The organism is uncultured Tateyamaria sp. (genome assembly GCF_947503415.1).
Taxonomy (GTDB): domain Bacteria; phylum Pseudomonadota; class Alphaproteobacteria; order Rhodobacterales; family Rhodobacteraceae; genus Tateyamaria.
This window is the reverse complement of record NZ_CANNDS010000002.1, coordinates 500,356-526,070: the sequence shown is the minus strand read 5'-3', so window position 1 is coordinate 526,070 and position 25,715 is coordinate 500,356. Positions and strand designations below refer to the sequence as shown.

General features: G+C 61.5%; 25 protein-coding genes. 7 read left to right on the top strand and 18 right to left on the bottom strand.

The window, feature by feature from the left end; genetic code table 11:
- Positions 1-16: 16 nt before the first annotated feature.
- Genes cobT through cobS form a run of 3 tightly spaced genes read right to left on the bottom strand, consistent with a single transcriptional unit; the run spans position 17 to position 3,597 of the window.
- Complete coding sequence (cobT, locus tag Q1A32_RS13755; RefSeq protein ID WP_299654161.1) at positions 17-1,894, bottom strand: cobaltochelatase subunit CobT; 1,878 nt, start codon at positions 1,892-1,894, stop codon at positions 17-19.
- Positions 1,891-2,595: an aspartate/glutamate racemase family protein gene (locus Q1A32_RS13750; protein WP_299654159.1), complete on the bottom strand. Its 705-nt coding sequence runs from the start codon at positions 2,593-2,595 to the stop codon at positions 1,891-1,893. Before Q1A32_RS13750 ends, cobT begins: the two co-directional genes overlap by 4 nt.
- 15 nt (positions 2,596-2,610) lie before the next feature.
- Complete coding sequence (gene cobS, locus Q1A32_RS13745) at positions 2,611-3,597, bottom strand: cobaltochelatase subunit CobS (protein ID WP_299612943.1); 987 nt, start codon at positions 3,595-3,597, stop codon at positions 2,611-2,613.
- 190 nt (positions 3,598-3,787) lie between these two features.
- Here cobS and Q1A32_RS13740 point away from each other — a divergent pair, with 190 nt between their 5' ends.
- A complete protein-coding gene (locus Q1A32_RS13740; RefSeq protein ID WP_299654156.1) occupies positions 3,788-4,261 on the top strand; it encodes a hypothetical protein in 474 nt (157 codons plus the stop codon).
- Here Q1A32_RS13740 and Q1A32_RS13735 read toward each other — a convergent pair.
- Positions 4,254-4,880: a J domain-containing protein gene (locus tag Q1A32_RS13735; RefSeq protein ID WP_299611996.1), complete on the bottom strand. Its 627-nt coding sequence runs from the start codon at positions 4,878-4,880 to the stop codon at positions 4,254-4,256. The genes Q1A32_RS13740 and Q1A32_RS13735 overlap by 8 nt on opposite strands.
- A gap of 87 nt (positions 4,881-4,967) precedes the next feature.
- Here Q1A32_RS13735 and Q1A32_RS13730 point away from each other — a divergent pair, with 87 nt between their 5' ends.
- The gene (locus Q1A32_RS13730) at positions 4,968-5,225 is read left to right on the top strand and encodes a BolA family transcriptional regulator (RefSeq protein ID WP_299655593.1); all 258 of its coding nucleotides are present in this window, start codon (positions 4,968-4,970) and stop codon (positions 5,223-5,225) included.
- Between the two features lie 8 nt (positions 5,226-5,233).
- Here the strand turns inward: Q1A32_RS13730 and Q1A32_RS13725 are convergent, their stop codons facing one another.
- Positions 5,234-5,722, bottom strand: a complete 489-nt coding sequence (locus Q1A32_RS13725) for a DUF4177 domain-containing protein (RefSeq protein WP_299654153.1) — start codon at positions 5,720-5,722, stop codon at positions 5,234-5,236.
- A gap of 66 nt (positions 5,723-5,788) precedes the next feature.
- On the bottom strand, positions 5,789-6,259 hold the full coding sequence (locus Q1A32_RS13720) for a thioesterase family protein (protein ID WP_299654150.1): 471 nt from the start codon (positions 6,257-6,259) through the stop codon (positions 5,789-5,791).
- 81 nt (positions 6,260-6,340) lie between these two features.
- On the opposite strand from Q1A32_RS13720, the gene Q1A32_RS13715 reads away from it, so the two are divergent.
- Positions 6,341-7,519 carry a bifunctional 2-polyprenyl-6-hydroxyphenol methylase/3-demethylubiquinol 3-O-methyltransferase UbiG gene (locus Q1A32_RS13715; RefSeq protein ID WP_299654146.1) on the top strand — a complete coding sequence of 393 codons (1,179 nt, stop codon included), beginning with the start codon at positions 6,341-6,343 and terminating at the stop codon, positions 7,517-7,519.
- A gap of 109 nt (positions 7,520-7,628) precedes the next feature.
- Here the strand turns inward: Q1A32_RS13715 and gatB are convergent, their stop codons facing one another.
- Positions 7,629-9,143 carry an Asp-tRNA(Asn)/Glu-tRNA(Gln) amidotransferase subunit GatB gene (gatB, locus tag Q1A32_RS13710; RefSeq protein ID WP_299612002.1) on the bottom strand — a complete coding sequence of 505 codons (1,515 nt, stop codon included), beginning with the start codon at positions 9,141-9,143 and terminating at the stop codon, positions 7,629-7,631.
- Between the two features lie 104 nt (positions 9,144-9,247).
- On the opposite strand from gatB, the gene Q1A32_RS13705 reads away from it, so the two are divergent.
- Positions 9,248-9,751 carry a hypothetical protein gene (locus tag Q1A32_RS13705; protein ID WP_299654143.1) on the top strand — a complete coding sequence of 168 codons (504 nt, stop codon included), beginning with the start codon at positions 9,248-9,250 and terminating at the stop codon, positions 9,749-9,751.
- Here Q1A32_RS13705 and Q1A32_RS13700 read toward each other — a convergent pair.
- Positions 9,739-11,046 carry a hypothetical protein gene (locus Q1A32_RS13700; protein WP_299654141.1) on the bottom strand — a complete coding sequence of 436 codons (1,308 nt, stop codon included), beginning with the start codon at positions 11,044-11,046 and terminating at the stop codon, positions 9,739-9,741. The genes Q1A32_RS13705 and Q1A32_RS13700 overlap by 13 nt on opposite strands.
- Positions 11,047-11,185: 139 nt before the next feature.
- Here Q1A32_RS13700 and Q1A32_RS13695 point away from each other — a divergent pair, with 139 nt between their 5' ends.
- Complete coding sequence (locus tag Q1A32_RS13695) at positions 11,186-12,139, top strand: transglycosylase SLT domain-containing protein (protein WP_299654139.1); 954 nt, start codon at positions 11,186-11,188, stop codon at positions 12,137-12,139.
- Positions 12,140-12,230: 91 nt separating this feature from the next.
- On the opposite strand, the gene Q1A32_RS13690 is transcribed toward Q1A32_RS13695, so the two are convergent.
- The 10 genes from Q1A32_RS13690 to Q1A32_RS13645 form a co-directional block, all read right to left on the bottom strand.
- Positions 12,231-13,130, bottom strand: a complete 900-nt coding sequence (locus Q1A32_RS13690; RefSeq protein ID WP_299654137.1) for an alpha/beta fold hydrolase — start codon at positions 13,128-13,130, stop codon at positions 12,231-12,233.
- Complete coding sequence (locus tag Q1A32_RS13685) at positions 13,127-13,558, bottom strand: hypothetical protein (protein ID WP_299654135.1); 432 nt, start codon at positions 13,556-13,558, stop codon at positions 13,127-13,129. Before Q1A32_RS13685 ends, Q1A32_RS13690 begins: the two co-directional genes overlap by 4 nt.
- Positions 13,555-14,298, bottom strand: coding sequence for an SDR family oxidoreductase (locus Q1A32_RS13680; RefSeq protein WP_299654133.1), 744 nt, complete (start codon positions 14,296-14,298; stop codon positions 13,555-13,557). The genes Q1A32_RS13685 and Q1A32_RS13680 overlap by 4 nt, the downstream gene beginning before the upstream one ends.
- 19 nt (positions 14,299-14,317) lie before the next feature.
- Positions 14,318-14,833 carry a DUF1993 family protein gene (locus Q1A32_RS13675; protein ID WP_299654131.1) on the bottom strand — a complete coding sequence of 172 codons (516 nt, stop codon included), beginning with the start codon at positions 14,831-14,833 and terminating at the stop codon, positions 14,318-14,320.
- Positions 14,834-14,913: 80 nt separating this feature from the next.
- Entirely contained in the window at positions 14,914-17,457 is a 2,544-nt protein-coding gene (pepN, locus tag Q1A32_RS13670) for an aminopeptidase N (protein ID WP_299654128.1), read from the bottom strand.
- A 157-nt stretch (positions 17,458-17,614) separates the two neighbouring features.
- Positions 17,615-18,610 (bottom strand): ABC transporter ATP-binding protein, encoded by a 996-nt coding sequence (locus Q1A32_RS13665; RefSeq protein ID WP_299654125.1) that lies wholly within the window; start codon positions 18,608-18,610, stop codon positions 17,615-17,617.
- A complete protein-coding gene (locus tag Q1A32_RS13660; RefSeq protein WP_299654122.1) occupies positions 18,607-19,554 on the bottom strand; it encodes an ABC transporter ATP-binding protein in 948 nt (315 codons plus the stop codon). The genes Q1A32_RS13665 and Q1A32_RS13660 overlap by 4 nt, the downstream gene beginning before the upstream one ends.
- Positions 19,555-19,596: 42 nt before the next feature.
- Complete coding sequence (locus tag Q1A32_RS13655; protein ID WP_299654119.1) at positions 19,597-20,535, bottom strand: ABC transporter permease; 939 nt, start codon at positions 20,533-20,535, stop codon at positions 19,597-19,599.
- The gene (locus tag Q1A32_RS13650) at positions 20,532-21,464 is read right to left on the bottom strand and encodes an ABC transporter permease subunit (RefSeq protein ID WP_299612018.1); all 933 of its coding nucleotides are present in this window, start codon (positions 21,462-21,464) and stop codon (positions 20,532-20,534) included. The genes Q1A32_RS13655 and Q1A32_RS13650 overlap by 4 nt, the downstream gene beginning before the upstream one ends.
- Positions 21,465-21,541: 77 nt before the next feature.
- Complete coding sequence (locus Q1A32_RS13645; RefSeq protein ID WP_299612949.1) at positions 21,542-23,107, bottom strand: peptide ABC transporter substrate-binding protein; 1,566 nt, start codon at positions 23,105-23,107, stop codon at positions 21,542-21,544.
- 480 nt (positions 23,108-23,587) lie between these two features.
- On the opposite strand from Q1A32_RS13645, the gene Q1A32_RS13640 reads away from it, so the two are divergent.
- Both Q1A32_RS13640 and Q1A32_RS13635 read left to right on the top strand, forming a co-directional pair.
- Positions 23,588-24,616 carry an ABC transporter ATP-binding protein gene (locus tag Q1A32_RS13640; RefSeq protein WP_299654116.1) on the top strand — a complete coding sequence of 343 codons (1,029 nt, stop codon included), beginning with the start codon at positions 23,588-23,590 and terminating at the stop codon, positions 24,614-24,616.
- The gene (locus Q1A32_RS13635) at positions 24,613-25,707 is read left to right on the top strand and encodes an ABC transporter ATP-binding protein (RefSeq protein WP_299654113.1); all 1,095 of its coding nucleotides are present in this window, start codon (positions 24,613-24,615) and stop codon (positions 25,705-25,707) included. Before Q1A32_RS13640 ends, Q1A32_RS13635 begins: the two co-directional genes overlap by 4 nt.
- The last annotated feature ends 8 nt before the right edge of the window (positions 25,708-25,715 follow it).

The following is a 25,715-nucleotide window of genomic DNA, read 5'->3' as shown; positions in this document are numbered from 1 at the left end:
CCCCGAAGGGCCGATCTCAACCCGCGCGTCGCATCCCCATGACACGCGCCCGCGCCCGGGGATCACTGTCAAAAAGAGCCGCCAGCTGTTCGGTCATCGCCCCCGCCAACTGCTCTACATCCGTGATGGTCACAGCGCGGTCATAGTAGCGGGTCACATCATGGCCGATCCCGATGGCCAGCAGTTCAACGGCCTTTTTCCGTTCCACCATGGCGATCACATCGCGCAGGTGTTTCTCAAGGTAATTGGCCGGGTTCACCGACAGCGTGCTGTCATCCACAGGTGCGCCATCGGAAATCACCATCAGGATCTTGCGCGCCTCGGGGCGGCTCATCATCCGGCGATGCGCCCATTCCAGCGCCTCCCCGTCGATGTTTTCCTTCAACAGACCCTCTTTCATCATCAGCCCAAGATTGGGACGCGTCCGGCGCCATGGCGCATCTGCCGACTTGTAGACGATGTGGCGCAGATCGTTCAGACGGCCGGGCTGGCTGGGGCGACCCTCGTTCAGCCACGCCTCACGGGCCAGACCGCCTTTCCACGCGCGGGTGGTGAAGCCAAGAATTTCGACCTTCACATTGCACCGCTCCAGCGTGCGGGCCAGAACGTCGGCACAAATGGCGGCGATGGAGATAGGCCGCCCGCGCATGGACCCGGAGTTATCGAGCAGCAAGGTCACGCATGTATCGCGGAACTCGGTGTCCTTCTCGACCTTGAAGGACAGGGGCGTTGTCGGGTTCGCCACGATCCGCGCCAGACGGCCCGCGTCCAGCGTGCCCTCTTCCAGATCAAACTCCCAGGATCGGTTCTGCTGCGCCTGCAAGCGGCGCTGCAACTTGTTGGCCAGACGCGATACGGCGCCCTTCAACGGTTCCAACTGCTGATCCAAATATGCGCGCAAGCGTTCCAACTCGATCGGCTCGGCCAGATCCTCGGCCCCGATTTCCTCGTCATGGGTGTCCAGATACACTTTGTAGTCCGGATCAGCCTCTGACACGGGCTGCGGGGCAGGGGGTTCCAGCGGGGCTTCACCCTCGGGCATCTCCGCCTCTTCGCCCATCTCCTGATCGGCCATGTCGTCCATGGAGACCTGTGCCTCTGACGCATCCTGCGTCTCGTCCTGCGACGATTCCGGCGTTCCTTCGGCGTTTTCCTCGTCCTGATCATCCTGGCCCGTGCTGTCGGGCTCCTGATCCTCTTCCTGGCCGTCCTCGGCCTCGTCTTCCATGTCTTCGTCCAGCTGATCGGGGTCATCCCCCAGCTGATCGCCATAGCCCAGATCGCTGATCACCTGCCGCGCGAACTTCGCAAACGCAGCCTGATCCTCCAGAATGTTGTCGAGGTTCTCTAGCGTGCCCCCGGCCTGATCCTCGATAAATCCGCGCCACAACTCCATCGCGTTCTCGGCCCCCTTGGGCAGGTCACGCCCGGTCGCCAGATGGCGCACCAAATAGCCCGCAGCGGCGGCCAAGGGCACGTCCGAGGCCTGCTTGCACTGATCATATCCCTTGCGCACCGCGTCATTCGCGATCTTGGCGTCGATATTGCCAGCGGTGCCCGGCATGTCGCGTGCGCCCATCGCCTCGCAGCGCGCCGTCTCCATCGCTTCGTAGAGATCCCGCGCCATCTCGCCCTGTGGCGAGTACCGCGCATGGGTCTGCCCATTGTGATAGCGACGGTGCAGCGCCAGCGCATCGGCTGTCCCGCGGGCCAGCAGCACTTCCTCTCGCGTCATGCGGCGGGACACCTGCGGCAGGCGCATGGAATCGCCCGACACACCCGCCGGATCTACCGAGTAGGAGACGTTCAATTCAGGGTCATTCGCCATGACCTTGGTGGCCTCGGCGAGCGCCTTCTTGAACGGATCGGCAGGGTTGTCGTTTTGAGTGCTCATGCAGAACCGCCTACGGAATGGTCAGTCAGGGTGGCGCGCCCGGTCGCCAGGGCAACCAGAACGTCCACATGGATATCAAGCGCGTCGATGACTTCATAGCCTACGTCGCGCCCATCGAAGGCAAGGTTTTGATCGGTGCCTGCCAGAACAATGGCCTGCGCCCCCTGGTCCCTAATCAATTTGCGCCCTTCTTCGACAAAGAACGCCCGTTGCGTATCAGTGCAAGCGCCGACGATGGCCATGTCGGTGTAGGCCTTGCCAACACCTTCGATGTCGTCCGGCTCAACAGCGCGCGTCCGCTCAAGCTGTCCATAAAGCTGCGTACGCATCACCACGCCAGTGCCCAGCAGACCGACCGTCCCGTATCCCTTCGCCACAAAGAAGGCGTCGAGCGGAGCGACTGCACTCACAAGAGGCAAAGAAGACAATGGAACCGTCTCCTCAAAGCAGAAATGTCCACCCAGCGAGGTGATAGCAGCGCAGTCAGCGCCCGCTGCCTTGAGACGGTCGATCAAGCCCGCATAGACCTGCGCCTGCGCACGCTTGTCGCCTGCGGTGTTATTGGCCAACAGCGTGTCCACGTCGGCGTTGACGATGGTCAGCTCAAGCGGATGACCCTCAGAACGCATCGCAGCACTCAGGCGCTGGTAATACGAAATGGTCGCTGCCGGACCAATGCCGCCAATCAGGCCGATATGCATCGTGCCTCCTTCGGCTTACCCCAAGCTCACGCTTGCCGCGCTTTCCGGCAGTTCCTCGTCAAACAAACGCTGGTAGAACTCGGCGACCGTCTGCCGCTCCAGCTCGTCACATTTGTTCAGGAAGGACAGGCGGAACGCATAGCCTACGTTGCGGAAAATCTCGGCATTCTGCGCCCACGCGATCACCGTGCGCGGCGACATCACGGTCGACAGATCGCCATTCATGAACGCCGTGCGCGTCAGGTCCGCCACAGTCACCATCTGCTTGACCTTTTTGCGGCCCTCGGCGGTGTTGTAGTGGGGGTTCTTCGACAGAACGATGGCCGTCTCTGCGTCAATCGACAGGTAGTTCAGAGTCGCCACCAGCGACCAGCGGTCCATCTGGCCTTGGTTGATCTGCTGGGTCCCGTGATAAAGACCCGTCGTATCGCCCAGACCAACCGTGTTGGCCGTCGCAAAGATGCGGAAATAGGGGTGCGGCTCGATCACCTTGTTCTGGTCCAGAAGCGTCAGTTTGCCGTCCACTTCCAGCACGCGCTGGATGACGAACATCACGTCTGCACGGCCCGCATCGTATTCGTCGAACACGATGGCGGTCGGCGTGCGCAGGGCCCAAGGCAAGATACCTTCTTGAAAATCAGTGACTTGCTTGCCGTCTTTCAACTTAATGGCATCCTTGCCGATCAGGTCGATGCGCGAGATGTGGCTGTCGAGGTTCACACGCACCGTGGGCCAGCTCAGACGCGACGCCACCTGTTCGATGTGGGTTGACTTGCCTGTCCCGTGGTACCCTTGGATCATCACGCGGCGGTTGTGGGAAAAGCCCGCCAAAATCGCCAGCGTCGTGTCGGGATCAAACTTGTAGGTGCTGTCCAGATCGGGCACGCGGTCAGACCGGTCAGCAAAGCCTTTGACCACCATGTCCGTGTCGATGCCGAACACTTCGCGGACCGAGATTTCCTCGGTTGGTTTTGCATTGATGTCCATCGCGCCGTCCGCCATCTCGAATTGTCCTTCAGCATAGAAAACGCGCCCCGAATGGGCGCGCTGATCGTGGTGCAACATATAGCGGAAAAGGGCAAGGGGAAGGGCGGATGGACGGGCGGAATTTGCACACCACCTGCACAATTGGCCCGGGCACATCTGCACATCGCGCCGTCACAATGTCATCACCAATCAAGGAGACGTGAACGTGACACATCTGAAATCCCAATCCCTGACCACCCAAAGCGCGCTTTTGACCGGCTTGGCCGGGGGCGCAACCGCACAAGCGATGAGCCTGTGGGGCGGCGATTTGGCGCGGTTCCTGCCGCCTTTGCCATTTCTGACGCTTGCGGCAGCCTTTGGTGGTGCATGCGCGGGTGTTGTTCTGGCAAAAGCGCTGGGGCGCAGTGGCTGGATCGGCGTGATGATCAGCGCCTTAGCCTGGCCCGTTGCCACCTTGCTGGGGGCCGTTCTGGCGGCAATCCCGTTCGGGTTGGTTGATGCGGCCACGCACGTCAGCGCCACTGAGATGCTGTTTACGGCTGTCGAAAGTGCCGCGCCGCTGGGTCTGTTGGCGATCGGGGACGGCATCGCAAACAGCCCCTACGTCGCGACGATCTGGGTGTTGTCGGCGACGTGTATTCACATCATCCTTCGACGTGAGCGGTCTCTATCTACTTGAAATTACGGCTGTCCTTGATCTGGTCCCAGGCCCAGACAACCTCTTGCAGCTGCTCCTCCTGGCTCCGGTCCCCGCCGTTCATGTCGGGGTGGAGCACCTTGATCAGCGCCTTGTAGGCCTTGCGCACCTCGGCCTTTGTGGCATCCGGCTTGGCCTCCAAAATGTCGATGGCGCGCTTTTCGGTCGGGGGCAGGCGACGCGCGGACACGGTGCCGCCGCGGCCGGGGTTCTGGGTCGCGTTCTTGCCCAGCACCTGATGGGGGTCTTCGATGCCCAGCCGCGCCCACGCGCGGGCCTCGGGGTCGCCCATGGGCTTGGTCTGACGCTCCCACACCTTGTCCTTGGACTGCTGCGCGTTGATCTCGGCCTCGGTCGTGCCGTCAAAGAAATTCCACTTGGTGTTATACTCGCGCACGTGCTGCTGGCAGAACCAGAAAAAGTCATCGAGCACGTCGGGTGCCTTGGGCGCGCGGAACTTGCCGGCCTCTTCGCAGCCCTCGTGATCACACACCCGCGTGGACGTCTCGGATGCACCTGACATGCCCCGACGCCCGCGCGGATTTTTCTTCTTTGCAGAAGACACGGACATATCAAAACCAAAAGGATCAGGTTTGGGCATGGAAGGGGTCCTTTCCGACTCAGGCCCACAAGTTTAGAGTCTGGCGACAGAGATTGAAGGGGGTGGACGAAAAAAATGTCAGGCAAATTGACCGTACGGCAGGAAATCGAGGACAAACTGCGCGCAGCCTTTGCCACGCGCGACATCGTGGTGGTAGATGACAGTGCCAGCCATGCAGGTCATGCGGGTGCGCCTGCAGCAGGTCAAAGCCACTTTAATGTCATGCTGCGCAGTGCTGATTTCGAAGGGAAAAACCGGGTTGCACGTCACCGCGCCGTGCATGCAGCCTTGGGCGCAGAACTGATCGGGCGCATCCACGCCCTTGCCCTCGATCTGGACGTCTGAGCCGCGTGTTAGTCCTTCGGCTCTGATGCACCGCGTTGCGAGGCGAGGTTCTTGAGCGATGTTGTCATGCCGGACACGGGGCTTGTCTCTTCGACGCCGTTGTCCCGCGCCATATGTGTGGCCCCTTCACCGGGAACAAATTCGGCATCTGTTTCAGTGACTTCCGCGGCGTTGTTCACCGGTTCAGCGGCCTCAGGCGCAATCGCGTCCGGCGTTTCGGCCGGTGGCGGCAATAACTCCGGTTCGAAATCATCCATGGGTGCGCTGACGGCACGGCGAAAGACCATCACATTGCGCCACTCTGTCGTGCTGCCCGTCAGGCCAGACCGCTCGATGGATGGCAACGTCTCGGCCCGCTGAAATTCCCAGCCCTCGGCGCCCATGTCGTTCATCAATGCCTCAAGTGCAAAGGCAAAGCGCGCCTCTGGCCCCTTGATACCTTTGCCCTTCTGCCCCTTGGTGGGGGCCGGCACGACCTTGTATTCCCAGCTGCCCATGTGGCGTCCCTTTATCCTGCTGCGCGCGGATATATCCGGCAGGGCCACAAGTGGAAAGCCCATGGCTCAGCGACGAATGCCAATGCTGGCATTTACACCATCAGGCCGCGGCAACACGGCGTGTGCCTGCCCAATCGCGGCCACGCGGCTCTGCACATCGTCGGGCATAGGTGCCACGCGCGGTCCCGATTGATCCACATGCAGCGTCATCGTCTCGCCCGTGGCAGCAAGCCAGCCATCGGCATGGCGCAATTCCTGGAATGAATGCAGGCGCTTGGCGTCGTAATCAATCAAGTGGTAGGTCACGACCACCGGATCCTCCACATGCAACTCGCGCAGGTATCGGACATGGAACTCGGCCGCATATGTCGTGTTGCCCGTACGCGCCTGATAGTCAGGGCCAAAGCCGAAATGATCGAACATCTGATCCGCGCCCATGTCGAACAGGACACCATAGTAGGCCATGTTCAGATGGCCGTTGAAGTCGATCCACTCTGGCTTGACCGTTATCACGGTTGACTGAAATGGCGCTTGCATGGGATCTCCGTTGATACGCTCTTCGGATTGCATGGACCGGCAGGGGTGGTAAAGCTGAAAACGCCCAAGACCGGATACCCAATGACCGACACCGTCCGCGCCCAGTACGAGGCGTTTCCCTATCCCGAACGCAAACCGACGGACGAGCGCAAGCGCCTGATCACCGGCTCCCCGTCGCTGCCGGTCGAAATGGACCATTGGCTGTGGGGCGGCGCGCGCAATTGGTCGCAACCGCTCAAGGCGCTGGTTGCGGGTGGCGGTACCGGCGACGCGCTGATCCAATTGGCGCAAAAGCTGACGGATGCCGGGCGGCCTTACGACATCACTTATCTGGACCTGTCCCAAGCGTCGCGCCGGATTGCGGAAAAGCGGGCAGAGGTGCGCAAACTGCAAGGCATCACCTTTATCACCGGGTCGCTGCTGGATGCGGGGGAGTATGGCCCGTTTGATTACATCGACTGCTGCGGTGTGCTGCACCATCTGCCGGACCCGCAGGCGGGGTTCGATGCCTTGTCGGCAGCTCTGAAACCGGATGGTGGCATGGGGTTGATGGTCTACGCTCCGCACGGGCGGGCAGGGGTCTACCCGCTGCAGGACGCCTTCAACGCAGCGCTCAAAGACCTGCCACCCGAAAAACAGCTCAAAGCCGCAAAGCGCATATTCGACCGCTTGCCAGACGCGCACCCGTTCAAGCGCAACACGCGTGTCGTGGATCACAAGAACGGGGATGCCGGGTTCTATGATTTGCTTCTGCACAGTCAGGACAGGCCCTTCACCATCACCGAATTGGTGGGCGCGCTGAACATGGCAGGTCTGGATTATGCGGGCGCGCCTGAGCCCATGCTCTACGATCCCGTGCCATTGCTTGGGGCCACGCCAGACTTGGACCCTGTGCAGCAAATGCAACTGGCCGAAGACCTGCGCGGGACCTTCAAGACCCACATCGCCTATGCCCGACCCAAGGGACAGGTGATTGCGCCACCTTACAATGATCCAGAGGCAATCCCGCATCTGCGCGATGTTGAGGCCAGCGTGCTGGCCGCCCATGTGGCGAAGGGCAAAGGGGTTACGATTGATACGGCGGGTGAGGCGTTCAGCTTCGACATTCCGGCGCGGGCGGCAGAATTGATCGCACGGGTGGACGGCAAGCGCTCAATTGCGGATATCGCACGCTCAGACGCGGATCGTGATGTCTGGGTCACGGTTGAGAGCGCACTCTGCGGCGCGGGTATGATGCACTATTCAAAGGTGCTGGTGTAGGGTGGGCATCCTGCCCACCGCCATGGCGCGAGAACTTTGACCGAGTGCCGCTCTCGCGCATCCCGTGCGGGATACGCTGCCGCGCACGGATCGTTGCTGTGAAACGGGGCTAAAGCCCGAGTTTCCCGGCAACGATCTCATTCACAGCCTTCGGATTGGCTTTCCCACCCGTCGCCTTCATTACCTGACCCACAAACCAGCCCGCCAGCTTTGGGTTCGCCTTGGCCTTCTCGACCTGCGCGGGGTTGGCGGCAATCACTTCGTCCACAGCGGCCTCGATGGCGCCGGTGTCCGTCACCTGCTTCATGCCGCGGGCCTCGACCACCTCAGCCGGATCGCCACCTTCGGTATAGATAATCTCGAACAGGTCCTTGCCGATCTTGCCCGAGATGTCGCCCTTGCCGATCAGATCAATGATGCCGCCCAATTGCGCGGGCGACACGGGGCTGTCGGTGATGCCCTTGTCATCATCGCGCTTCAGACGGCCAAAGAGCTCGTTGATCGTCCAGTTCGCCGCCTGCTTGCCGTCGCGGCCCTCGGCCACAGCTTCGAAATAGGCCGCCGTGTCCACATCCGCCGTCAAAACGGACGCATCATAGTCGGTCAAACCAAAGTCGCCCATAAAGCGGGTTTTCTTGGCATCGGGCAACTCGGGCAAAGAGGCGGCGATATCATCTACCCACGCTTGCTCAATCTCCAACGGCAGCAGGTCGGGATCGGGGAAGTAACGGTAGTCATGCGCCTCTTCCTTGGACCGCATCGACCGGGTTTCCTGCTTGTCGGGATCGTAAAGACGCGTCTCCTGATCGACGGACCCACCGGCCTCGACAATCGCGATCTGACGGCGGGCCTCAACATCAATGGCCTGCTGGATAAAGCGCATGGAATTCATGTTCTTGATCTCGCACCGCGTGCCCAGATGGGAAAAATCCTGAGTTTCCTGATACTTTTCATACTGACCGGGCCGACAGATCGATACGTTCACATCCGCGCGCAGGTTGCCGTTCTGCATGTTGCCGTCGCAGGTTCCCAAATACCGCATGATCTGGCGCAGCTTCACGATATAGGCGGCAGCCTCTTCCGGCCCGCGAATGTCGGGGCGGCTGACAATCTCCATCAGGCAGACGCCCGTGCGGTTGAGATCCACAAAGGACATGTTCGGGTCCATGTCGTGGATCGACTTGCCCGCGTCCTGTTCCATGTGGATACGTTCGATGCGCACCATGCGGGCGGTGCCGTCGCCCAGTTCCACCAGCACCTCACCTTCGCCCACAATGGGATGATACAGCTGCGAAATCTGGTAGCCCTGCGGCAGGTCAGGGTAGAAATAGTTCTTGCGGTCAAAGGCTGACATCAGGTTGATCTCGGCCTTCAGGCCCAGCCCGGTGCGCACGGCCTGCTCCACGCAATATTCGTTGATGACGGGCAGCATGCCGGGCATGGCCGCGTCCACAAAGGCCACGTTGGAATTGGGCTCGGCCCCGAAGGTGGTCGAGGCACCCGAAAACAGCTTGGCGTTGGATGACACCTGCGCGTGCACCTCCATCCCGATCACCAGCTCCCAATCGTGCTTGGCACCGGAGATGACTTTGGGTTTGGGCAGGTCGTAGGTCAGGTCAAGCATAGTGTCACCGATCAGGATCAAGGGGCTTTTTGGCGGTGTAATGCGGCACCGCACGTGCTGCAAGAGGGCGCGACGATGCGGCGTCTTTGCGACTGCGGGTTGCCGTGCAAACTACAGCGATGAAGATCGACGAAATTCCGCTGCCCGACGGCACATTGATTGCGCCCTTCGCGACGAAAGAGGCGCACTATACCGATTGCTTTGAGACGCCGGTGGCGCAGCCCGTGTCCTTGCGGGCCTTCATCCGCGCATTTTACACCCAGCCGCTGTTCAAAGCAGAACGGTTGGTCCTGCGCATCGCGGCCAAGCAGCCCTCGTCGGACGACGACGTGATGGCGCTTGCCAAGGGCACGGCTGACAGGTTCGCCGTCTGGGACGTGGCAAACCGAACGGGCACAGAGTTGCTGATGGCGGACCGGTCGGGGCGGACGATGTCATGGCTGATGACCACGCCGGATGCGTTGCGCTTTGGGTCTGTTGTCGTGCCGCAGCGCACCAAGTCGGGCAAGCTGACGCTTGGGCCGGTCTTTCACAGCCTGCTCACTGCACACAAGGTCTATTCCCGGGCACTTCTGGCCGGGGCGGCGCGGCGGGTTCAGCCAGACTGAAGCTCTGGTCCGTCATCGGTAAACACCACGCTTTTGCCAGCAGCCAGTTCGCGACGGAAAAGCTGGCTGAGATAGCGCACCGCATCAGCATGGCCGGACGCCGCGAATTTGTCGGCGCAGCGCACACGTAAACCGTTGTCAAAACCGCGCGCGGGATGGGCCCACAGCATCGGGTGCAATTCGGTCAGGTATTCGCGCACAATCTCGTCGGCGGCGGCGGCGATCTGGATGCGGATATAGTCGGTTTCGTCGTGTCCTGTTGGCGTGGCACCCATCGTGTTGGCACAATAGGCCGCGAGCAGGTTCACCGTGTGCTGGTCCGACGCGCGCTTGAGGATGTCGGTCAGCCCATCGAGGAAGAAATCGAGATCCAGACGGGCGCAGGCTTCGCTGTCCTGCGCAATGGCATCGAACATGACCCAGGCATACGCACCTGAGCCCCACAGATCATAGGTCCGGCCAGCAGCACGGCGCGCCTCAAGCTCCAGCCGCTCGTAAGACCCATGCCAGCGCGGCAGCAAATGGGTGCCCATGGCGCGAAAAGCGCGGGCATTCTTTGGATCAAGCTCCATCCACATGTCATAGCGTGAGACCACCTCGCGGACCGAACCGCCACGACCGGTGATCAGCGCGCAGTGGGCAGCGGCCAGAAGGGGGGAATCCTCGTCCTTGGGGTCAAATTCCATCAGGATGTCGCCCGCGCGATCAAAGTGCGCGGAAAAGGCCTCGCGGTTGCGCAAGGGAACTTCGACATCCCATCCCGTTCCTCGCCAGGCCCAGCCCAAGTCCATATGGGTCTGCGCCACGATGGTTGCGATGACCGGGTTGTCGGGATGATCAGCCAGCACGCGTTCCAAGGCTTCGATACCTGCCATCAGCGGTGCCTTTGGATCCGGGCGGCCCGAGATAAGGGCGTGTTCCGCAGCACTCACCACGTCGGAGCGGGCACCGAACGCCAGCAGGTCCGCAACGGGTGTGCCGCCAAGCGTTTTTTGTCGGGCTTTTCCGGTGCGCGTGATCTCGGCGCTCAGGCGGGTCCAGTCGTCCAGCCGGGCCAGTTTCAGCCCTCGGGCCTGGTGAATATCACGCGCGCGCTCTTCTGCGGTTGGATCGGGGCAGGGGATCGAGAGGTCGCCGACACCTGCATCCGTTGACACAGGTGTCGTGTCGCGTGCGCGCGGAGCAGCCGGTTCATGGGTCTGCAGAACGCCATCCTGGGCCAAAGACAATTGCGGTCCCGTGATCTTGTCACGGAGCTGCGCCAAGGGCGCCATGAGGCGTTCTGCAAATGCCATCGTTACCTATTCCATCACTCGTTACAGCTGCGAAAATGGCCTGTAATTGGGACCTAAAAGGGGCAGGCCCAAGACATGTTCAGGCCATGTCCGAGATCATTTTAGAGAAATTCTATTCATAGTTTTAACAATGCTCTCGATGCGTGCAGATTGTTGCCGAAGCACGGGCGACAAGTCGCTTTTTCTCGAAACGCCGGGTGGACAGGTCGGGGCGCGGATCAACATACTGAGCGTCATGTTCCGCCTGTGCTACAGTCTTTGTCTTTTCCTTGCGATGGCGGTTCCAGTGCCGTCGGCAGCACAAGGCATCGTGCCCGTTGGGGATGCCGCAGTGGATCAACTTGCCAGCGATGTCCGTGAGGGCGATGAATACGGTCAGAGCGGGCTTGATGGCTCCGACGACGGACGTCTCGCGAAGGACACATCCAACGCGCTTCGCGCAACCGACCCATCTAACGGGCTTCGCCCGGGTGATCCATTCAACGGGCTTCGCCCGATTGATCCATTTAACGGGCTTCGCCCTCCGGCCCGCACGAGTGATGTACCAAGCACACGCTGGACGCATCAGCCAGACCATATGCTGTGGAATCGCTCTACTCTTTCTGCGCTGAAAGCGCATGGCGCACCGTTGGTCGATCTGGTGCCAGCGGATGTTACCGACTGGTGCCCGCGTTACCCAAGCGCAAATGACGCCGACCGGCGTGCCTTCTGGCTCGGGTTCCTGTCGGCGCTGGCCAAGCACGAAAGCACCTACAAGCCCCGCGCGGTGGGCGGAGGAGGCAAATGGTACGGGCTTTTGCAGATCTTGCCCGCGACGGCACGGGGGTATGGCTGCAACGTCGGCACGGGCGCCGCGCTCAAGAACGGGGCGGCGAACCTCAGCTGTGCGGTGCGCATCATGGCTGTGACCGTGCCACGCGACGGTGTGATCTATGGCCGGGGCGGCAAGGGGGTCGCGGCGGACTGGGGGCCGCTGCGCTCCAAGTCCAAGCGGGCGGATATGGCAGGATGGCTGCGACGTCAGCGATATTGCGCACCTCTGGATTCAGTGCGCCCAGTGTCCCGTCCGGCCGTGCCGACCATCATCGATTGAACGGAGCGCCCTTGCGGGCGCACATCACGTTTTGCAGCCCCCTCCGGGTGCTGCGATCAGGCGAGGCTCTGCCTCGCGCTCCGTGGTATTTCTAGTCAGAAGAAGAGGACAGGAGCGATGCACCAATCCGGTCCCAGACTTGCGGGTAGGTCAGAAGCAGCAGGTGTCCGTTGCCTGCGATGAAGTTCAATTCGGCATCCGGCAGGGTTTCGACAAACCGCCGCGTCGGGCGCGGCGGGAAAACGGGGTCGACCGCACCGTGGAAAAACGTGATCTCAGTGCCCTTGAGCGTCTCGGGGTTCGGGTTTCTCCATCGCCGCAGATCGCGCGTGTGACGGCGGTACAGCCCGTCCTTGGGCAGTGTGATCCGGTCGGAATTGGCTTCGACCAGAGCATCAGCTGCGTTTGCGCTGGCGGGGGTCGTTTCGACATCTGCTCCGAAGGCAAGGCGGCGGTAATATTCCAGCCACACCGTGCGTGGGTTCAAACTGCCGGTGCGGGCGGCAGCTGCGACCGTTCCCATGGCGCCGCGCACCCCGGCCAACAGGGGTTGCGGTGCTGGCAGGGCGGTGGCGATGCCAAAGACGTGCACATCGACATGGGGCAGCTCTGTGCGCAGGTCCTTGGCCGCTTCCAGTGCGATCACCGCGCCGGTGGAGTGCCCGATGAGGTCGATCCGATCCAGGTCGTAGGTGCGTACCAGATCGACGATGCGTTGGGCCGCGCGATCTATGACAATACTCTCTTCGGAGGGGCGCCCGTCGAACCCGGGAAGCCTGAAATAGGCAATCGCGCGGTCCGGGGTTTCGAACGCGCCGATGGGCTGGAGCACGTTTATCGACGTCATCACCCCGGGGATGCCAACAACCACGCGGTCAGCCCGTGCCATCGCCCCCATATCGAACAGTAGGGGATCGGAGGGGTCTGCCATATGTGGTGCTGCACAGGCGGCCATCCACAGGCACAGGATCAGGGTGCCCAGCCGTGTCATCCCAGCAATGAGAAGTGATGCCGCCGCACGGTGATCCCCCGATCTGTCAGCGTCGTTTCGAAGCCTTCGGAGGGCGGGGTCGCCTCCAGCGGGATCCGGACCTTGCGACCCGACACCAGCACCGCACTTGCCCGCACCGAAAAGTCGAGGCGTGTGTCGAGGCGGATGTGATCGATCTTGTTCCACGCAATCTCTCCGGTCCGGCGACCCGCGAACCAACTGAGCCCGTCCGATCCCAAAACCAGCCCAGATCTGCGTCCCGAAATCAGGTCATACAGGGCGGGTGCGGTACACAACGCAATCAGCGCCATCAGGATCACAGACGCATCAAGCAGGGCAATTGCCAAAAAGATCACGCCCCACACCAGCCCCAACGCCACAAGCGTGCGCCGGTTCCGACCGGTCGTCTCGTAACGGTATGGCGTCATCGCCCGCCGGTCACATCAAGCGCGGAGCCGGTGACATAGCTGGCGTCGTCCGAGGCAAGCCACAAGATCGCCTTGGCCACTTCTTCGGCCGAGCCTTCGCGGCGCATCGGCACCATGTGGGCCAGTTTCTGGGCGCGCCCGGGTTGGCCGCCCTTGGCATGGATTTCCGTGTCGATCAGCCCGGGGCGCACCGACATCACGCGGATGCCGTCGGGGGCCACCTCGTCCGACAGCCCCTTGGTGAAGGTGTCGATGGCAGCCTTTGAGGCGGCATAGTCAATATACTGGTTGGCTGATCCCAGCCGTGCGGCGGCCGAAGAGACGTTGATGATGGCCCCGCCGTCGCCCTGTGCCTGCATGCGCAGCACTGCCTCTTTGGCGACCAGCATTGCGCCGATGACATTGACGTTCATCATCCGGGTCAGACGATCGTGGTCCATTTGCGTCAGGGTTGCCGACTGATCCACGATGCCCGCGTTGTTTATAAGCACGTCGAGACGACCAAAGCTGTCATCAACGGCCTGAAAGATAGAGGCGATGTCAGTGGGGTCCGCCACGTCGCCCTGAACGGTGATGGCTGTTGCGCCCTCTGCCTCGACCGCGGCCTTGACGGCGTTGGCCCCTTCCAGATCGGTCCGGTACCCCAGCACAAAATCATACTCCGCGGCCCCGAGGCGGGCGCAGGCCGCACCGATCCCGGCAGAGGCCCCCGTGATCAGGCAAACAGGGCGTTTGGTCATTGCGTTATTCCTTTCGACTTCAATTCAGCGGTGTGTCCGACACCAGCGATGTGCCGGGGGCGTAGACGTGAAACCCGTCCAGATCACCCTTGCCGACCTGCGCCCCGGCCATCCGCACGGTGGCATAGGCAAGCGTCAGGTGAAACTGGGCGTTGGGCAATGCGTAAAGCAGGGCATAATCGCGGCCCGATTGGGTCAATTCCGCTTCGCCGGCGACATGGGTGATGTGGCGTGCTTCTGCCCCTTCCAGCGCGGCCCTGTCCAGTTGGTCGAGCACAAAGCGCATGTCCTGCGCCAGCGCCAGGATGGCGCCGGGGTCGGTATCCATCGGCATCTCGGGCACCTCGTCCCCCGTCAGGGGCATGACGGTGCGGGCGACGTATCCAAGGGCGACACAGAAATGTTCAGCCGCGGTGAAGCCATCCGGTGCCAGCCGCGCCTCAAGCTGCGCGGGCGCATCAAGGCAGGACAGCAGGCGTTGCACTGCATCGGTGAGACGCTTCAAGGGCGGTACGGTTGCGTCGTAAAGGTCCATGGTCTGTCCGGTTGAGAGGGCGGGAACGAGGGGCCAGCCCCTCGCGCTCCCCGAAGTTTATTTGGCAAGATGAAGGTGGATCATGCTTCCCGGATGCGGGTGATCATTTCGGTTGTGTCGCGGCTAAGGTTCGGGGTGGCCGCGATGCGCTCAAGCTCCTTGCCGATCATGGACTGACGGATCGCGTCATAGCGCCGCCACGTCTGGAAGGCCGAGCACATACGCGCCGTGGTTTGCGGGTTCACCGGATCGAGGGTGATCAGCCAATCAGCCAGCAAGGTGTAGCCTGACCCGTCCTTTGCATGGAAACCGGCGTGATGCCCTGCGAAGCTGCCCAGCGTCGCACGGAAGCGGTTGGGGTTTTTCCAGTTGAAATCCGCGTGCTTTGTCAGCGCCTTGGCCGTGTCAGCGGCGTCATCGGGCTTGGCTTCCATCACTTGCAGGCCGAACCACTTGTCCATGACCAGCCGGTCGTCTTTCCATTGCGCTTCGAACCGTGCCAGTGCTGCGTCGCCGCGCCCCGCACGGATCAGATAGCCAAGCGCGGCCAGCTGTTGGGTCATGTTGGTGGCCTCGTCGAACTGCGCTTGCGCCGCGTCGCCGCCATCCTGCCGCGTGAGCATGGCCAGCACGGCGTTGCCGAGGGCGCGGTGCCCGGACTGTGCCGCGTCGGGGGCATAGGGGGCATCGACCTGATGCGCCGCGTAAAGCCCCTGCAGCGCATCTGCCATACGGTCCGACAAGGCCTGCCTGTGGTCCTCGTGTGCCGTCCAGATCGCGTCCGGGTCCGGCGTCGTGCCCGCCCCGTGCAATTCGGCAGCCAGTTGCGATTGACCGGGCAGGGCCAGGCAGTAGGCCCGATAGGCCGGGTCCAGAGCCTCATCGGTCAAAAGACCTGCCACGCCATCCAGCCACGCGGCATCCGGCCAGGTGCCCTTGGTAACAGCGCCCAGAAGCGATGCCTTGCCGAGGTTCCGCGCCGCCTCCCAGCGGTTGAACGGATCGGTGTCATGGGCCAGCAGGAACGCGTGGTCGGGCGTGTGGTCCAGCACCACAGGGGCCGAGAACCCGCGCAGGATCGACGGCACCGGCTTGGCGCTCAGACCCGGAAAGCTGAAGCTTTGGCTGTCTTCCGTCAGTTCCAGCACCTGCGTTGGCAGCACCTCGTCCCCATTGGGACCAAGCAATCCCACGGCAATCGGAATGACCTGTGCTTGCGGGTCCGGCGTGGCTGCAGACGGTGGTGTATGTTGCGCGAAGTTCAGGGAGTAGGTGCCGTCCTCGAAACGCTCAGACACCACGACACGGGGTGTGCCCGCTTGGGAATACCAGCGTTTGAACTGCGTCAGATCGCGTCCCGTCGCCTCCTCGAAAACAGCCAGCCAGTCTTCGATCGTCGCGGCATCGCCGTCATGACGGTCAAAGTAGAGATCCAGCGCCTTCTTGTACCCCTCATCACCGACAAGCGTTTTTAGCATGCGGATGACCTCTGCGCCCTTCTCATATACGGTTGCGGTATAGAAGTTATTGATTTCCTGAAAGCTCTCGGGTCGCACCGGGTGGGCCAGCGGCCCCTGATCCTCGGGGAATTGACGGCCACGCAGGTCGATCACGTCACTGATACGTTTCACCGGTTCCGACCGCATATCGGCCGTGAACTGGCTGTCGCGGAACACGGTCAGCCCTTCCTTCAGGCACAGCTGGAACCAGTCCCGGCAGGTTATCCGGTTACCCGTCCAGTTGTGGAAATACTCATGCGCGATGATCGCCTCGATCCGTTCGAAATTCCCGTCCGTTGAAGTCTCGGGCGAGGCGAGCACAGCCGAGGCGTTGAAGATGTTCAGCCCCTTGTTCTCCATCGCGCCCATGTTGAAATCGTCGACGGCCACGATGTTGAACACATCCAGATCATAGGCGCGGCCATAGACATCCTCGTCCCATTTCATCGAATCCTTCAGCGCCTGCATCCCGAAGGCGCATTTGCCCTCATCCCCCGGACGCACGTAAAGCGCCAGATCAACCTTGCGCCCTTCCATCGTGGTGAAGCTGTCGCGATGGGCGATCAACTCGCCTGCCACCAGTGCGAACAGGTAGGCGGGCTTGGGCCACGGATCATGCCATTCCGCCCAGCCATCGCCAGACGCCACCGGATTGCCATTGGACAGCAAGACGGCATGCGGCCCGTTGATGCGGACCGAGAAGACCGACATTACGTCAGGGCGGTCGGGATAATACGTGATCTTGCGGAAGCCTTCTGCCTCGCATTGAGTGCAATACATCCCGTTCGACTGGTACAGCCCCTCAAGGGCCGTGTTGGCCGCCGGGTCGATCTGCACCTCCGCCTCCCAGGTAAAGGGCATATTGGGCACGTCGCACGTCAGCCCTTCGTCCGTGAGGGTGGGCGTCACCGCCTCTCCGTCGATCTTGGCCGAGATCAGGGACAGGTTTTCGCCATGCAGGAAAAACGTCCTGTCGGCAGCGTCGGGGTTTGGCGCGAACCTGATACGCGACGTCACGCGCGTGGCCGACGGGGCCAGGTCGAATGTCAGGTGGACCTCTTCGACCTTGAAGCCGAAGGGCGTGTAATCCTTGAGGTAAATCGTCTGGGGGGTCGCGTCGCGCATTTGGTACTCTCAATCAAGGGGCTGAGGGTCACGTTAGGTCCGCGACCGGGTGACTTCAATGGCGAGCGTTCCTCTGCGGGGCGGGGAACTGCTGATTGGCAGTGATCAGAACGCCCAAGCGTTTTCCAAGTCGCCGCATGCCCCCCAGACCAAACGCTCAATGAACGTCGCTCGCCGCGACCGCTCTGTCCTCCAACAAAAAACAGGCCGCTTGATGCTGACCGTGCCAGATCGCGGGCGGCCGTGACGTATGACACTTCGGCATCGCCTTTGGGCACCGTGACGCAAACAGGCATCCGGGCGGAAGGTCCATGGGGCTTGGCAAGTCGCCTTCAAGCATCTGCGGTGTGATGCGCGTGCGCGGATCGGGGACGGGGACGGCAGACAGCAGGGCCTGTGCATAGGGATGTTTCGGCTCCCGCACGAGGTCGGCGGCAGATGCACGCTCCATCTGGGCCCCCATATACATGACCAGCACCTCGTCCGAGATATGGCGCACCACGCCCAGATCATGCGCAACAAAGACAATGGCCAGCCCCATTTCGCGCTGCAAGTCCTTCAGCAGGTTCACGACCTGCGCCTGAATTGATACGTCAAGCGCCGACACAGGCTCGTCACACAGCAAGACCTTCGGTTCAGCGACAAGCGCCCGTGCGATGCCGATCCTCTGGCACTGCCCACCGGAAAACTCATGGGGAAAGCGGTTGGCCTGCGTCGCAGGGATGCCGACCCGCTCAAGCATCGCCATGGCGGCAGTTCGCCGCTCTTCCATGCTCATGTCCGTTCGAAAAAAGGTCAGAGGTTCCACGACGATTTCCCGAATGGTCATGCGCGGATTGAGAGAGGCAATCGGGTCCTGAAAGATCATTTGCATGGTCGCCCGCAACCGCTGCACCGAGGCGCGATTTTCATAGGCAACAGGTTCGTTGTTCAGGGTCACAGTGCCAGACGCCAGAGGTGTGAGGCCAGCAACCGCACGGATCAACGTGGATTTGCCGCATCCGGATTCGCCGACAATCCCAAGTGTCTTTCCCGCCTCCAGATCGAAGGAGATGCCGTTCACCGCGCTCACCACGCCCGGACGGGACCATGGCCATTTCTTGGTCTGGGCCGCGGTGAACGAGACATGGGCATTCTGGACGGACAGCATCATGTCAGCTCCTCGACGGGGCGCAGGCAGGCGCGCCCCTGACGCAAGGCGGGCAGGGTGTCGCGACAGATGTCCACCGCGTCAACGCAGCGCGGCGCGAAAGGGCAGGCCTGCGGAAAACGGTGTTGGTTTGGTGGGCTGCCGGGGATGGCCGTCAGCGCGTCGGAAGGGTCCTTGATATTCGGGACAGCGGACAACAGGCCGCGCGTATAGGGATGCGTGGGCTGGTCAAAAAGGGCGATCGTCTCAGCCTCTTCCATGATCCGCCCGCCATAAAGAACCACCACCTCTTCGCAAAATCCGGCAACGACGCCCAGATCGTGCGTGATCAGCACAACGGACGTGCCAAGATCACGTTGCACGTCTGCCAGAAGCTGCATGATCTGGGCCTGAACCGTCACATCAAGCGCGGTTGTCGGTTCATCGGCAAGGATCAGTTTGGGTTGGCACATCAACGCCATGGCGATGACGATCCGCTGCCGCATGCCGCCTGAGAACTCGTGCGGATAAGCACGCAGGCGCGCTTTTGCGTCAGAGATGCGCACCGCATCCATCACTTGCAACGCGCGGGCGCGGGCGTCACGTCGGGACAGCCCCTCGTGATATTCGACAATCTCGGTCAGTTGCCGTTCGATGGTCATGTAGGGGTTCAGCGACGACATCGGATCCTGAAACACGATCCCGATCTCGCGGGCGCGGATGCGGTTCATCTCTCGGTTGGACGCGGCCAGCAGATCCTGCCCGTTCCACATGATGCGGCCCTCGACCTCGGCGTTCTTGGCGAGCAGGCCCATGATGGCCAGCGCGATCTGCGACTTGCCGGACCCGCTTTCGCCGACAACCGCAATTTGGCGGCCAGCACCAACCTCGAACGAAACATCGTTGACCGCATGGACCATCCCATCGCCAGTGCGAAAGCGGATGTGCAGGTTTTCGACACTCAGCATGGGCGCGTGCGCCGGGCAAGCATTGGGAATTTCTGGCTCAACTTATCTCTCCTTGGGGTCCAAAGCGTCCCGCAACCCGTCCCCGATGTAGAACAGCGAAACCTGCGCGATGACAAAGATCGCCGCAGGGAACCCCAACTGCCACAGCGTGCCGAATGTCATGGTGGACGCCCCTTGGGACAAGAGCGCCCCGATGGATGTGTTCGGCTCTTGGATACCGACCCCCAGGAAGGACACGAGGCTTTCCATCATGATGACCTCGGGAATGACGAGGGAGGTATAGATCACCACCACCCAAAGGACGTTCGGCGCGAGGTGACGAAAGATGATCTTGGTGTCCGACATGCCCAGCATCCGGGCTGCGTCCACGAATTCGCGGTTCTTCAGCATCATGACCTGCCCGCGCACAATCAGCAGCCCGGCGGTCCAGTTCACGAGGATGATGACCATGATCATCTGGCTCATGGACCGGCCAAAGAAGGCCTGCCAGACCACAAAGAAGATGATGTAGGGGATCGCAAGCCAGATCGTGTAGGCCCCAAGCACCGTCCGGTCAAAACGCCCGCCATAATAGCCCGACAGCGCGCCCAGCGTCGCACCCAGAAGAACAGAGACAGGGCCCGCGATGAACCCCACCAGCAGCGAGGTCCGCGTGCCCTGCACCACGCGCGCATAAAGATCTCGGCCCAACTCATCGACGCCGAACCAGTGACCGTTTTCAAGCGAGGGGCCGCCGTCTTCCTTGATGCGGCCCAGAACGTTCCAGTCGATCTCTTCGAAGGACCAACGCGAAAACAGGTTCCCGAAGATCGAGAACAGGATCAGAAGGCCAAGCATCCCGACCGAAAAGATCGCCATGCGGTTGCGCATGAACCGTTGTCCGGCATCGGCCCAGAAGGATCGGGACGCAACCATCTCTGGCGCTTGTTCTTCGGCGAAGGCACGGGATTGCAGGCGGCGGCGCGCCGCGGACAGGATCATGACAGCCCCGCCCGCACCTTGGGATCGATCCACGCATAAAGCAGGTCAACCATCAGCGTCAGCACAAAGGTCAGCACGGCATAGAGGATCGCAAGGCCAAGAAGGATCGCATAGTCGCGGCTATAGGCTCCGTTGATGAAATCCTGCCCAATGCCGCCCGTCGAAAAGAACACGTCCACAAACACCGATCCGGTGATCATGTAGACAAAGACCGGCCCCATATAGGTCAGCGTCGGCAGCAGCGCCGGTTTCAGGGCATGGCGCAGGATGATGGTCCGCTCCGGCAATCCCTTGGCGCGCGCCGTACGGATGTAGGGCGAGCCCAGCACCTCCAGCATTGACCCGCGCGTCAGCCGTGCAACCGACGCCATGTAGGACGTTCCGAGCGCTATGGCGGGCATCACGATATATTGCCATTGCCCCCCGTTCCATCCACCACCCGGCAGCAAGCCCCAGGACAGCGTGAAGAGCAGCACCAGCAGCGGTGCCAGCACGAAATTTGGAAAGATCTGCGAAAAGATGGCAAGGCCGGTCATCGTGTAGTCCCAGAACCCGTTGTGCCGAAGGGCCGCGATGATACCCAGCGGCACCCCCAGCAACAGCACGAACACCGCTGACCAGAACCCGTAGGTCAACGTGACGGGAAACCCTTGGGCGATGACGTCATTCACCGACCGATCCTTCTGGGAAAAGCTGGGCCCAAAGTCGAAACAGCAGACAATGTTGCTCACATAGGTCCAAAGCTGCACATGCAACGGTTCATCCATGCCATAGCGTTCCAGCACATTGGCCATGACGGCCGGGGGCAGGGGACGTTCCGAGGTGAACGGCCCGCCCGGTGCCAGCCGCATCAGGTAGAAGGCAAAGATCACCAGAATGAGAAGGGTGGGCACCACCATCAGCAGGCGGCGGAGCGTGTAGTTGAGCATAAGGCGTTCCCGGATTTGAGCGATGGGTTACCGCGCATCGCGCCCCGGACTGACACCGGGGCGCACACGTGGTCAGGTCACTCGGCGACCCGGTAGAGGTCCTTGGCGTACCAGTTCTGCTCAACATTGTTGATGGGCCAACCCTGGATGGCATCGGACAGCATCAGGTTCGTGGAATAGTGATAGATCGGGATCACCGGCATCTCGGCGGCCAGGATCTGTTCCACTTCGGTGTAAAGGGGCTGCGGGTCGCTGGACGATTTCGCATCGGCCATCAACTCATCCACACGGGCGTTCGAGAATTTGGCGTCGTTGTAGCCGGACTCGGTGGTCAGAAGATCAAGAAACGTAGACGCCTCGTTATAGTCGCCACACCACGCACCACGGGCCATGTCAAAGTTCTGGGCCCCCCGGGTCTCAAGGAAAACCTTCCATTCCTGGTTCTCCAGCGTCACGTCGACACCCAGCTTCTGCTTCCACATCTGCGTGGCGACAATGGCAACCTGCTGGTGCGCCTCGTTGGTGTTGTAAAGATAGGTAAAGCTCAGCGGCTCACCGCCCTCGCCATAGCCTGCCTCGGTCAGCAATTCCTTGGCGCGCGCGTCCCGATCGGCCTGGGTCATCGCTGCGATGTCCACATCCGGCACGTCGAACCCGGCGGTCGCGGCAGGGGTAAAGGTAAAGGCCGGGAACTGACCGCCCTGCAAGACGCGGTCCACGATCACTTCGCGGTCAAGGGCCATTGCCAGGGCCTGACGCACGCGCACGTCCTGGAATGCCTCGGGTCCGGAGGCCAGGTTGAAGTTGAAATAGTAGTTGCACAGGCGCGGCACGGCAAAAGCCTCGTCCGGGAATTCGTTGGCCAATGCCGGATACTGACCTGCAGGAATGTCGGTCATGTCGACCTCGCCTGCGCGCCAACGGGTCAACCCTTGCGCATCGTCACCGATCACAAGCGTCGTGACCGTTTCCAGAACGGTGTTTTCGTTGTCCCAGTACATCTCGTTTCGCGCGCGCACGGACCGTTCCTTGGGCACATGCTCTTTCAGGACATAGGCACCGTTGCTCACCAGATTTCCGGGGCGGGTCCATTGGGCGCCATGCTCTTCGATCGCCCATTTGGGGGCCGGAAAGGTCGTGGCATGGGTGACCATCTTGTTGAAATAGGGCAGCGGCTGGGACAGGTTCACGACCAGCGTGGTGTCATCGGGGGCCGAAACGCCCAATGCGGTCGGCTCCATCTCGCCTGCGATGATGGCGGCGCCGTTCTCGATCGACATCAACTCCATGTACCACGCATAGGGCGAGGCGAGTTCGGGCGTCACAGCCCGTTGCCAGGCATAGACAAAATCACCTGCGGTCACGGGCGTGCCGTCGGACCATTTGGCGTCGTCGCGCAAGGTAAACGTGTAGGTCAGGTTGTCCGCAGACGCCTCATGGTTCAGCGCGACACCGGGCACGATGTTGCCGTCGGAGTCCTGATTATAAAGCCCTTCGAACAAGTCACGGGCGATGTCGGATCCATACGTGTCTTCGATAAGCTGCGGATCAAAGGACGAAAATTCGTCGAGGATGCGGTAGGTAAACGTCTGCTCCTCGGCCAAAGTGACCCCTTCGGGCACGTCGGCGGCAAACGCAGGCATGGTCAGGAATGTCGTGGCAAGGGCCGCGACGAAAAACGAACGGCGTTCCATGGGTGATCTCCTCGGTCGATTGCAATTCATTCGATGGTTGTATTGTGACCCATGCGCGACCAAGGCCAAAGCGATCTTGGGCCGGGGTGACGTCAAGGTATGCGCCGGTCGGCGGACTTCCGCCGCGCGACATGGTCTTCGCACCCGCCAAGCTGCCGCATCGCTGACCGCAGAATAGCCATATCGCACATGCTTTTGCTGCCTGAGTGCTGCACCACGGGTCGTAACGCACCGGGACGTCAGCGCGCCGAAGCGCCAGCGATTGGGGATCATCCGGTCGATGCCGGTATTGCAAGCGCGCTTTGCCTTTTTGCGTGCCCCGATCACGAAAACGGGTCTGTAAACCTTGACAGGGCGCGGCATTGCGTCAGCTTAACCAATATCGAATTGGTTTTTCGTTCAGTTGCAGAAGGGGTGATGCAGCAAGCGATGAAGGCAGACAGCACCGATCATTCAGCGCCACAACCAGTCGGGGAACGTCCCCTGCTGCAATTGCAAAACTTGGTTCTCAGGTTTCGTGGTCAGGCAAATGATGTTGTAGAGGACGTCTCCCTCACCGTTCACCGGGGCGAAGTGCTGTGCATTGTCGGCGAATCCGGGTGCGGCAAGAGCGTGACAGCGATGGCGCTTATGGGGCTGCTTCCGCCGGACGCGGCTCAGATATCGTCGGGCAGGGTCAGTTTGGACGACGAAGCCTTTGATTTATCTCACCAATCAGTTCCAAGGACGCTGCGCGGCAACGCAATGGCGATGATCTTTCAGGAACCCATGACGTCCCTGAACCCCGTTTTTCGCATCGGTGATCAAATCGCCGAAGCTGTCATGCGTCATCAAGGGGGCAGCCAATCCGCCGCCCTGAAGCGCGCGCAGAACATGTTGGAACGGGTGGGTATCGCAAACCCACAACAACGGTTGACCGAATATCCACATCAGTTGTCAGGTGGGATGCGCCAGCGGGTGATGATCGCCATGGCGCTGGCCAACGAACCACAGCTCTTGATCGCGGATGAGCCGACGACAGCGCTGGACGTGACCATTCAGGCGCAGATCCTTGATCTGATCCGCGATCTTCGGGACGGAACCGGGATGGGGACGATCATGATCACGCATGATCTGGGTGTCGTGGCCGAAATCGCCGACAGCGTTGCGGTTATGTATGGTGGGCAGATTGTCGAACAGGGGCCCGTAAGGGAGGTGTTCAGCAACCCGCAGCATCCTTACACAATCGGATTGATGAGCGCGATGCCCTCGCTTGACGATCCGGGTGGGCGCCTGGCAACCGTGCCGGGCACAGTGCCCACGGTCGCGAATATGCCCCAAGGCTGCCGGTTTCGCACCCGCTGTTCGTTCGCCACAGACACCTGTTCGGCCCGGCCCCCATTGGCGCAGGTTGCGGCAAAACACGACGTGGCGTGCCATTACGCACCGCTTGAGATGCATGTGGCGGTCAGCGCATGAGCGATGATGTCATCCTGGCCGCCGACAATGTGACCAAGCATTTCGGGTCGGGCGGTGGCTGGCTGTCGAAGGCCCCGGTCGTGCAGGCGGTGGACGGCGTATCGCTCAGGATAAAGCGTGGTGAAACATTTGCGATTGTGGGCGAAAGCGGATGCGGCAAATCCACACTTGCGCGGCTGTTGATGCGGCTGCTGGCACCCACATCCGGAAGCGTGCAGTTCGAAGGGCGCGAGATCAGCGCGGCCAAGGGCGAAAAGCTCAAGGCGCTGCGCCGCGACGTGCAATTCATCTTTCAGGACCCGTTTTCGTCCCTGAACCCGCGCATGACGGTCGGGCAACTGGTCGGTGAGCCGATCGAAGTCCACGCCCCCGACCTTGGCAAGCAGGCGCGACAGGCCAAAGTGGCGGACCTTCTGCGCTCTGTCGGGTTGCGGGCCGAGCATTCCGACCGCTATCCGCATGAATTCAGCGGCGGGCAACGGCAACGCATCGGGATCGCGCGGGCACTGGCCGCTGGTCCAAAGCTGATCATCGGGGACGAACCGGTGTCTGCGCTGGACGTGTCGGTGCAGGCACAGGTGATCAATCTGCTGGGTGATCTGTCGCGCGACCTCGGGCTGACACTTGTGATCATTGCGCACGATCTGGGCGTCATCCGCCACATGAGCGACCGCGTCGCCGTCATGTATCTGGGCCGCATTGTCGAGTTGGGAGAGACGAAGGACGTCTATGCCAACCCGCGCCATCCCTACACGCAGGCACTGCTGGCATCGATCCCGTCCATGGATGGCCCCGGCGTCGATCACGAGGCGACGGTGCTTGGGGAGATGCCAAGCCCCTCCGACCCACCGTCGGGCTGCCGCTTCCACACCCGCTGCCCGTTTGTGCAAGACCGGTGCCGGTCCGAAACGCCGGTGTTGCGCACATCTGACGACGGTGATCATCAGATCGCCTGCCACTTCTGGGACAGCCTGCCCGCAGCGCCGGTCTCGACCCACAAAACCAACAGATCACAGGCCGCCCAAGCCCGCTTTGCCCTTCACCGGGCCGCAAGCGAAGGCGGAACTGTGACGCATAAAACCCAAAACTGACAGAGAGG

Coding starts and splice junctions, on each gene's coding strand:
- cobT (WP_299654161.1), bottom strand. CDS start 1,894: ATGAGCACTCAAAACGACAACCCTGCCGATCCGTTCAAGAAGGCGCTC.
- Q1A32_RS13750 (WP_299654159.1), bottom strand. CDS start 2,595: ATGCATATCGGCCTGATTGGCGGCATTGGTCCGGCAGCGACCATTTCG.
- cobS (WP_299612943.1), bottom strand. CDS start 3,597: ATGGCGGACGGCGCGATGGACATCAATGCAAAACCAACCGAGGAAATC.
- Q1A32_RS13735 (WP_299611996.1), bottom strand. CDS start 4,880: ATGCCCAAACCTGATCCTTTTGGTTTTGATATGTCCGTGTCTTCTGCA.
- Q1A32_RS13725 (WP_299654153.1), bottom strand. CDS start 5,722: ATGGGCAGCTGGGAATACAAGGTCGTGCCGGCCCCCACCAAGGGGCAG.
- Q1A32_RS13720 (WP_299654150.1), bottom strand. CDS start 6,259: ATGCAAGCGCCATTTCAGTCAACCGTGATAACGGTCAAGCCAGAGTGG.
- Q1A32_RS13715 (WP_299654146.1), top strand. CDS start 6,341: ATGACCGACACCGTCCGCGCCCAGTACGAGGCGTTTCCCTATCCCGAA.
- gatB (WP_299612002.1), bottom strand. CDS start 9,143: ATGCTTGACCTGACCTACGACCTGCCCAAACCCAAAGTCATCTCCGGT.
- Q1A32_RS13700 (WP_299654141.1), bottom strand. CDS start 11,046: ATGGCATTTGCAGAACGCCTCATGGCGCCCTTGGCGCAGCTCCGTGAC.
- Q1A32_RS13695 (WP_299654139.1), top strand. CDS start 11,186: ATGCGTGCAGATTGTTGCCGAAGCACGGGCGACAAGTCGCTTTTTCTC.
- Q1A32_RS13690 (WP_299654137.1), bottom strand. CDS start 13,130: ATGACACGGCTGGGCACCCTGATCCTGTGCCTGTGGATGGCCGCCTGT.
- Q1A32_RS13685 (WP_299654135.1), bottom strand. CDS start 13,558: ATGACGCCATACCGTTACGAGACGACCGGTCGGAACCGGCGCACGCTT.
- Q1A32_RS13680 (WP_299654133.1), bottom strand. CDS start 14,298: ATGACCAAACGCCCTGTTTGCCTGATCACGGGGGCCTCTGCCGGGATC.
- Q1A32_RS13675 (WP_299654131.1), bottom strand. CDS start 14,833: ATGGACCTTTACGACGCAACCGTACCGCCCTTGAAGCGTCTCACCGAT.
- pepN (WP_299654128.1), bottom strand. CDS start 17,457: ATGCGCGACGCGACCCCCCAGACGATTTACCTCAAGGATTACACGCCC.
- Q1A32_RS13665 (WP_299654125.1), bottom strand. CDS start 18,610: ATGATGCTGTCCGTCCAGAATGCCCATGTCTCGTTCACCGCGGCCCAG.
- Q1A32_RS13660 (WP_299654122.1), bottom strand. CDS start 19,554: ATGCTGAGTGTCGAAAACCTGCACATCCGCTTTCGCACTGGCGATGGG.
- Q1A32_RS13655 (WP_299654119.1), bottom strand. CDS start 20,535: ATGATCCTGTCCGCGGCGCGCCGCCGCCTGCAATCCCGTGCCTTCGCC.
- Q1A32_RS13650 (WP_299612018.1), bottom strand. CDS start 21,464: ATGCTCAACTACACGCTCCGCCGCCTGCTGATGGTGGTGCCCACCCTT.
- Q1A32_RS13645 (WP_299612949.1), bottom strand. CDS start 23,107: ATGCCTGCGTTTGCCGCCGACGTGCCCGAAGGGGTCACTTTGGCCGAG.
- Q1A32_RS13640 (WP_299654116.1), top strand. CDS start 23,588: ATGAAGGCAGACAGCACCGATCATTCAGCGCCACAACCAGTCGGGGAA.
- Q1A32_RS13635 (WP_299654113.1), top strand. CDS start 24,613: ATGAGCGATGATGTCATCCTGGCCGCCGACAATGTGACCAAGCATTTC.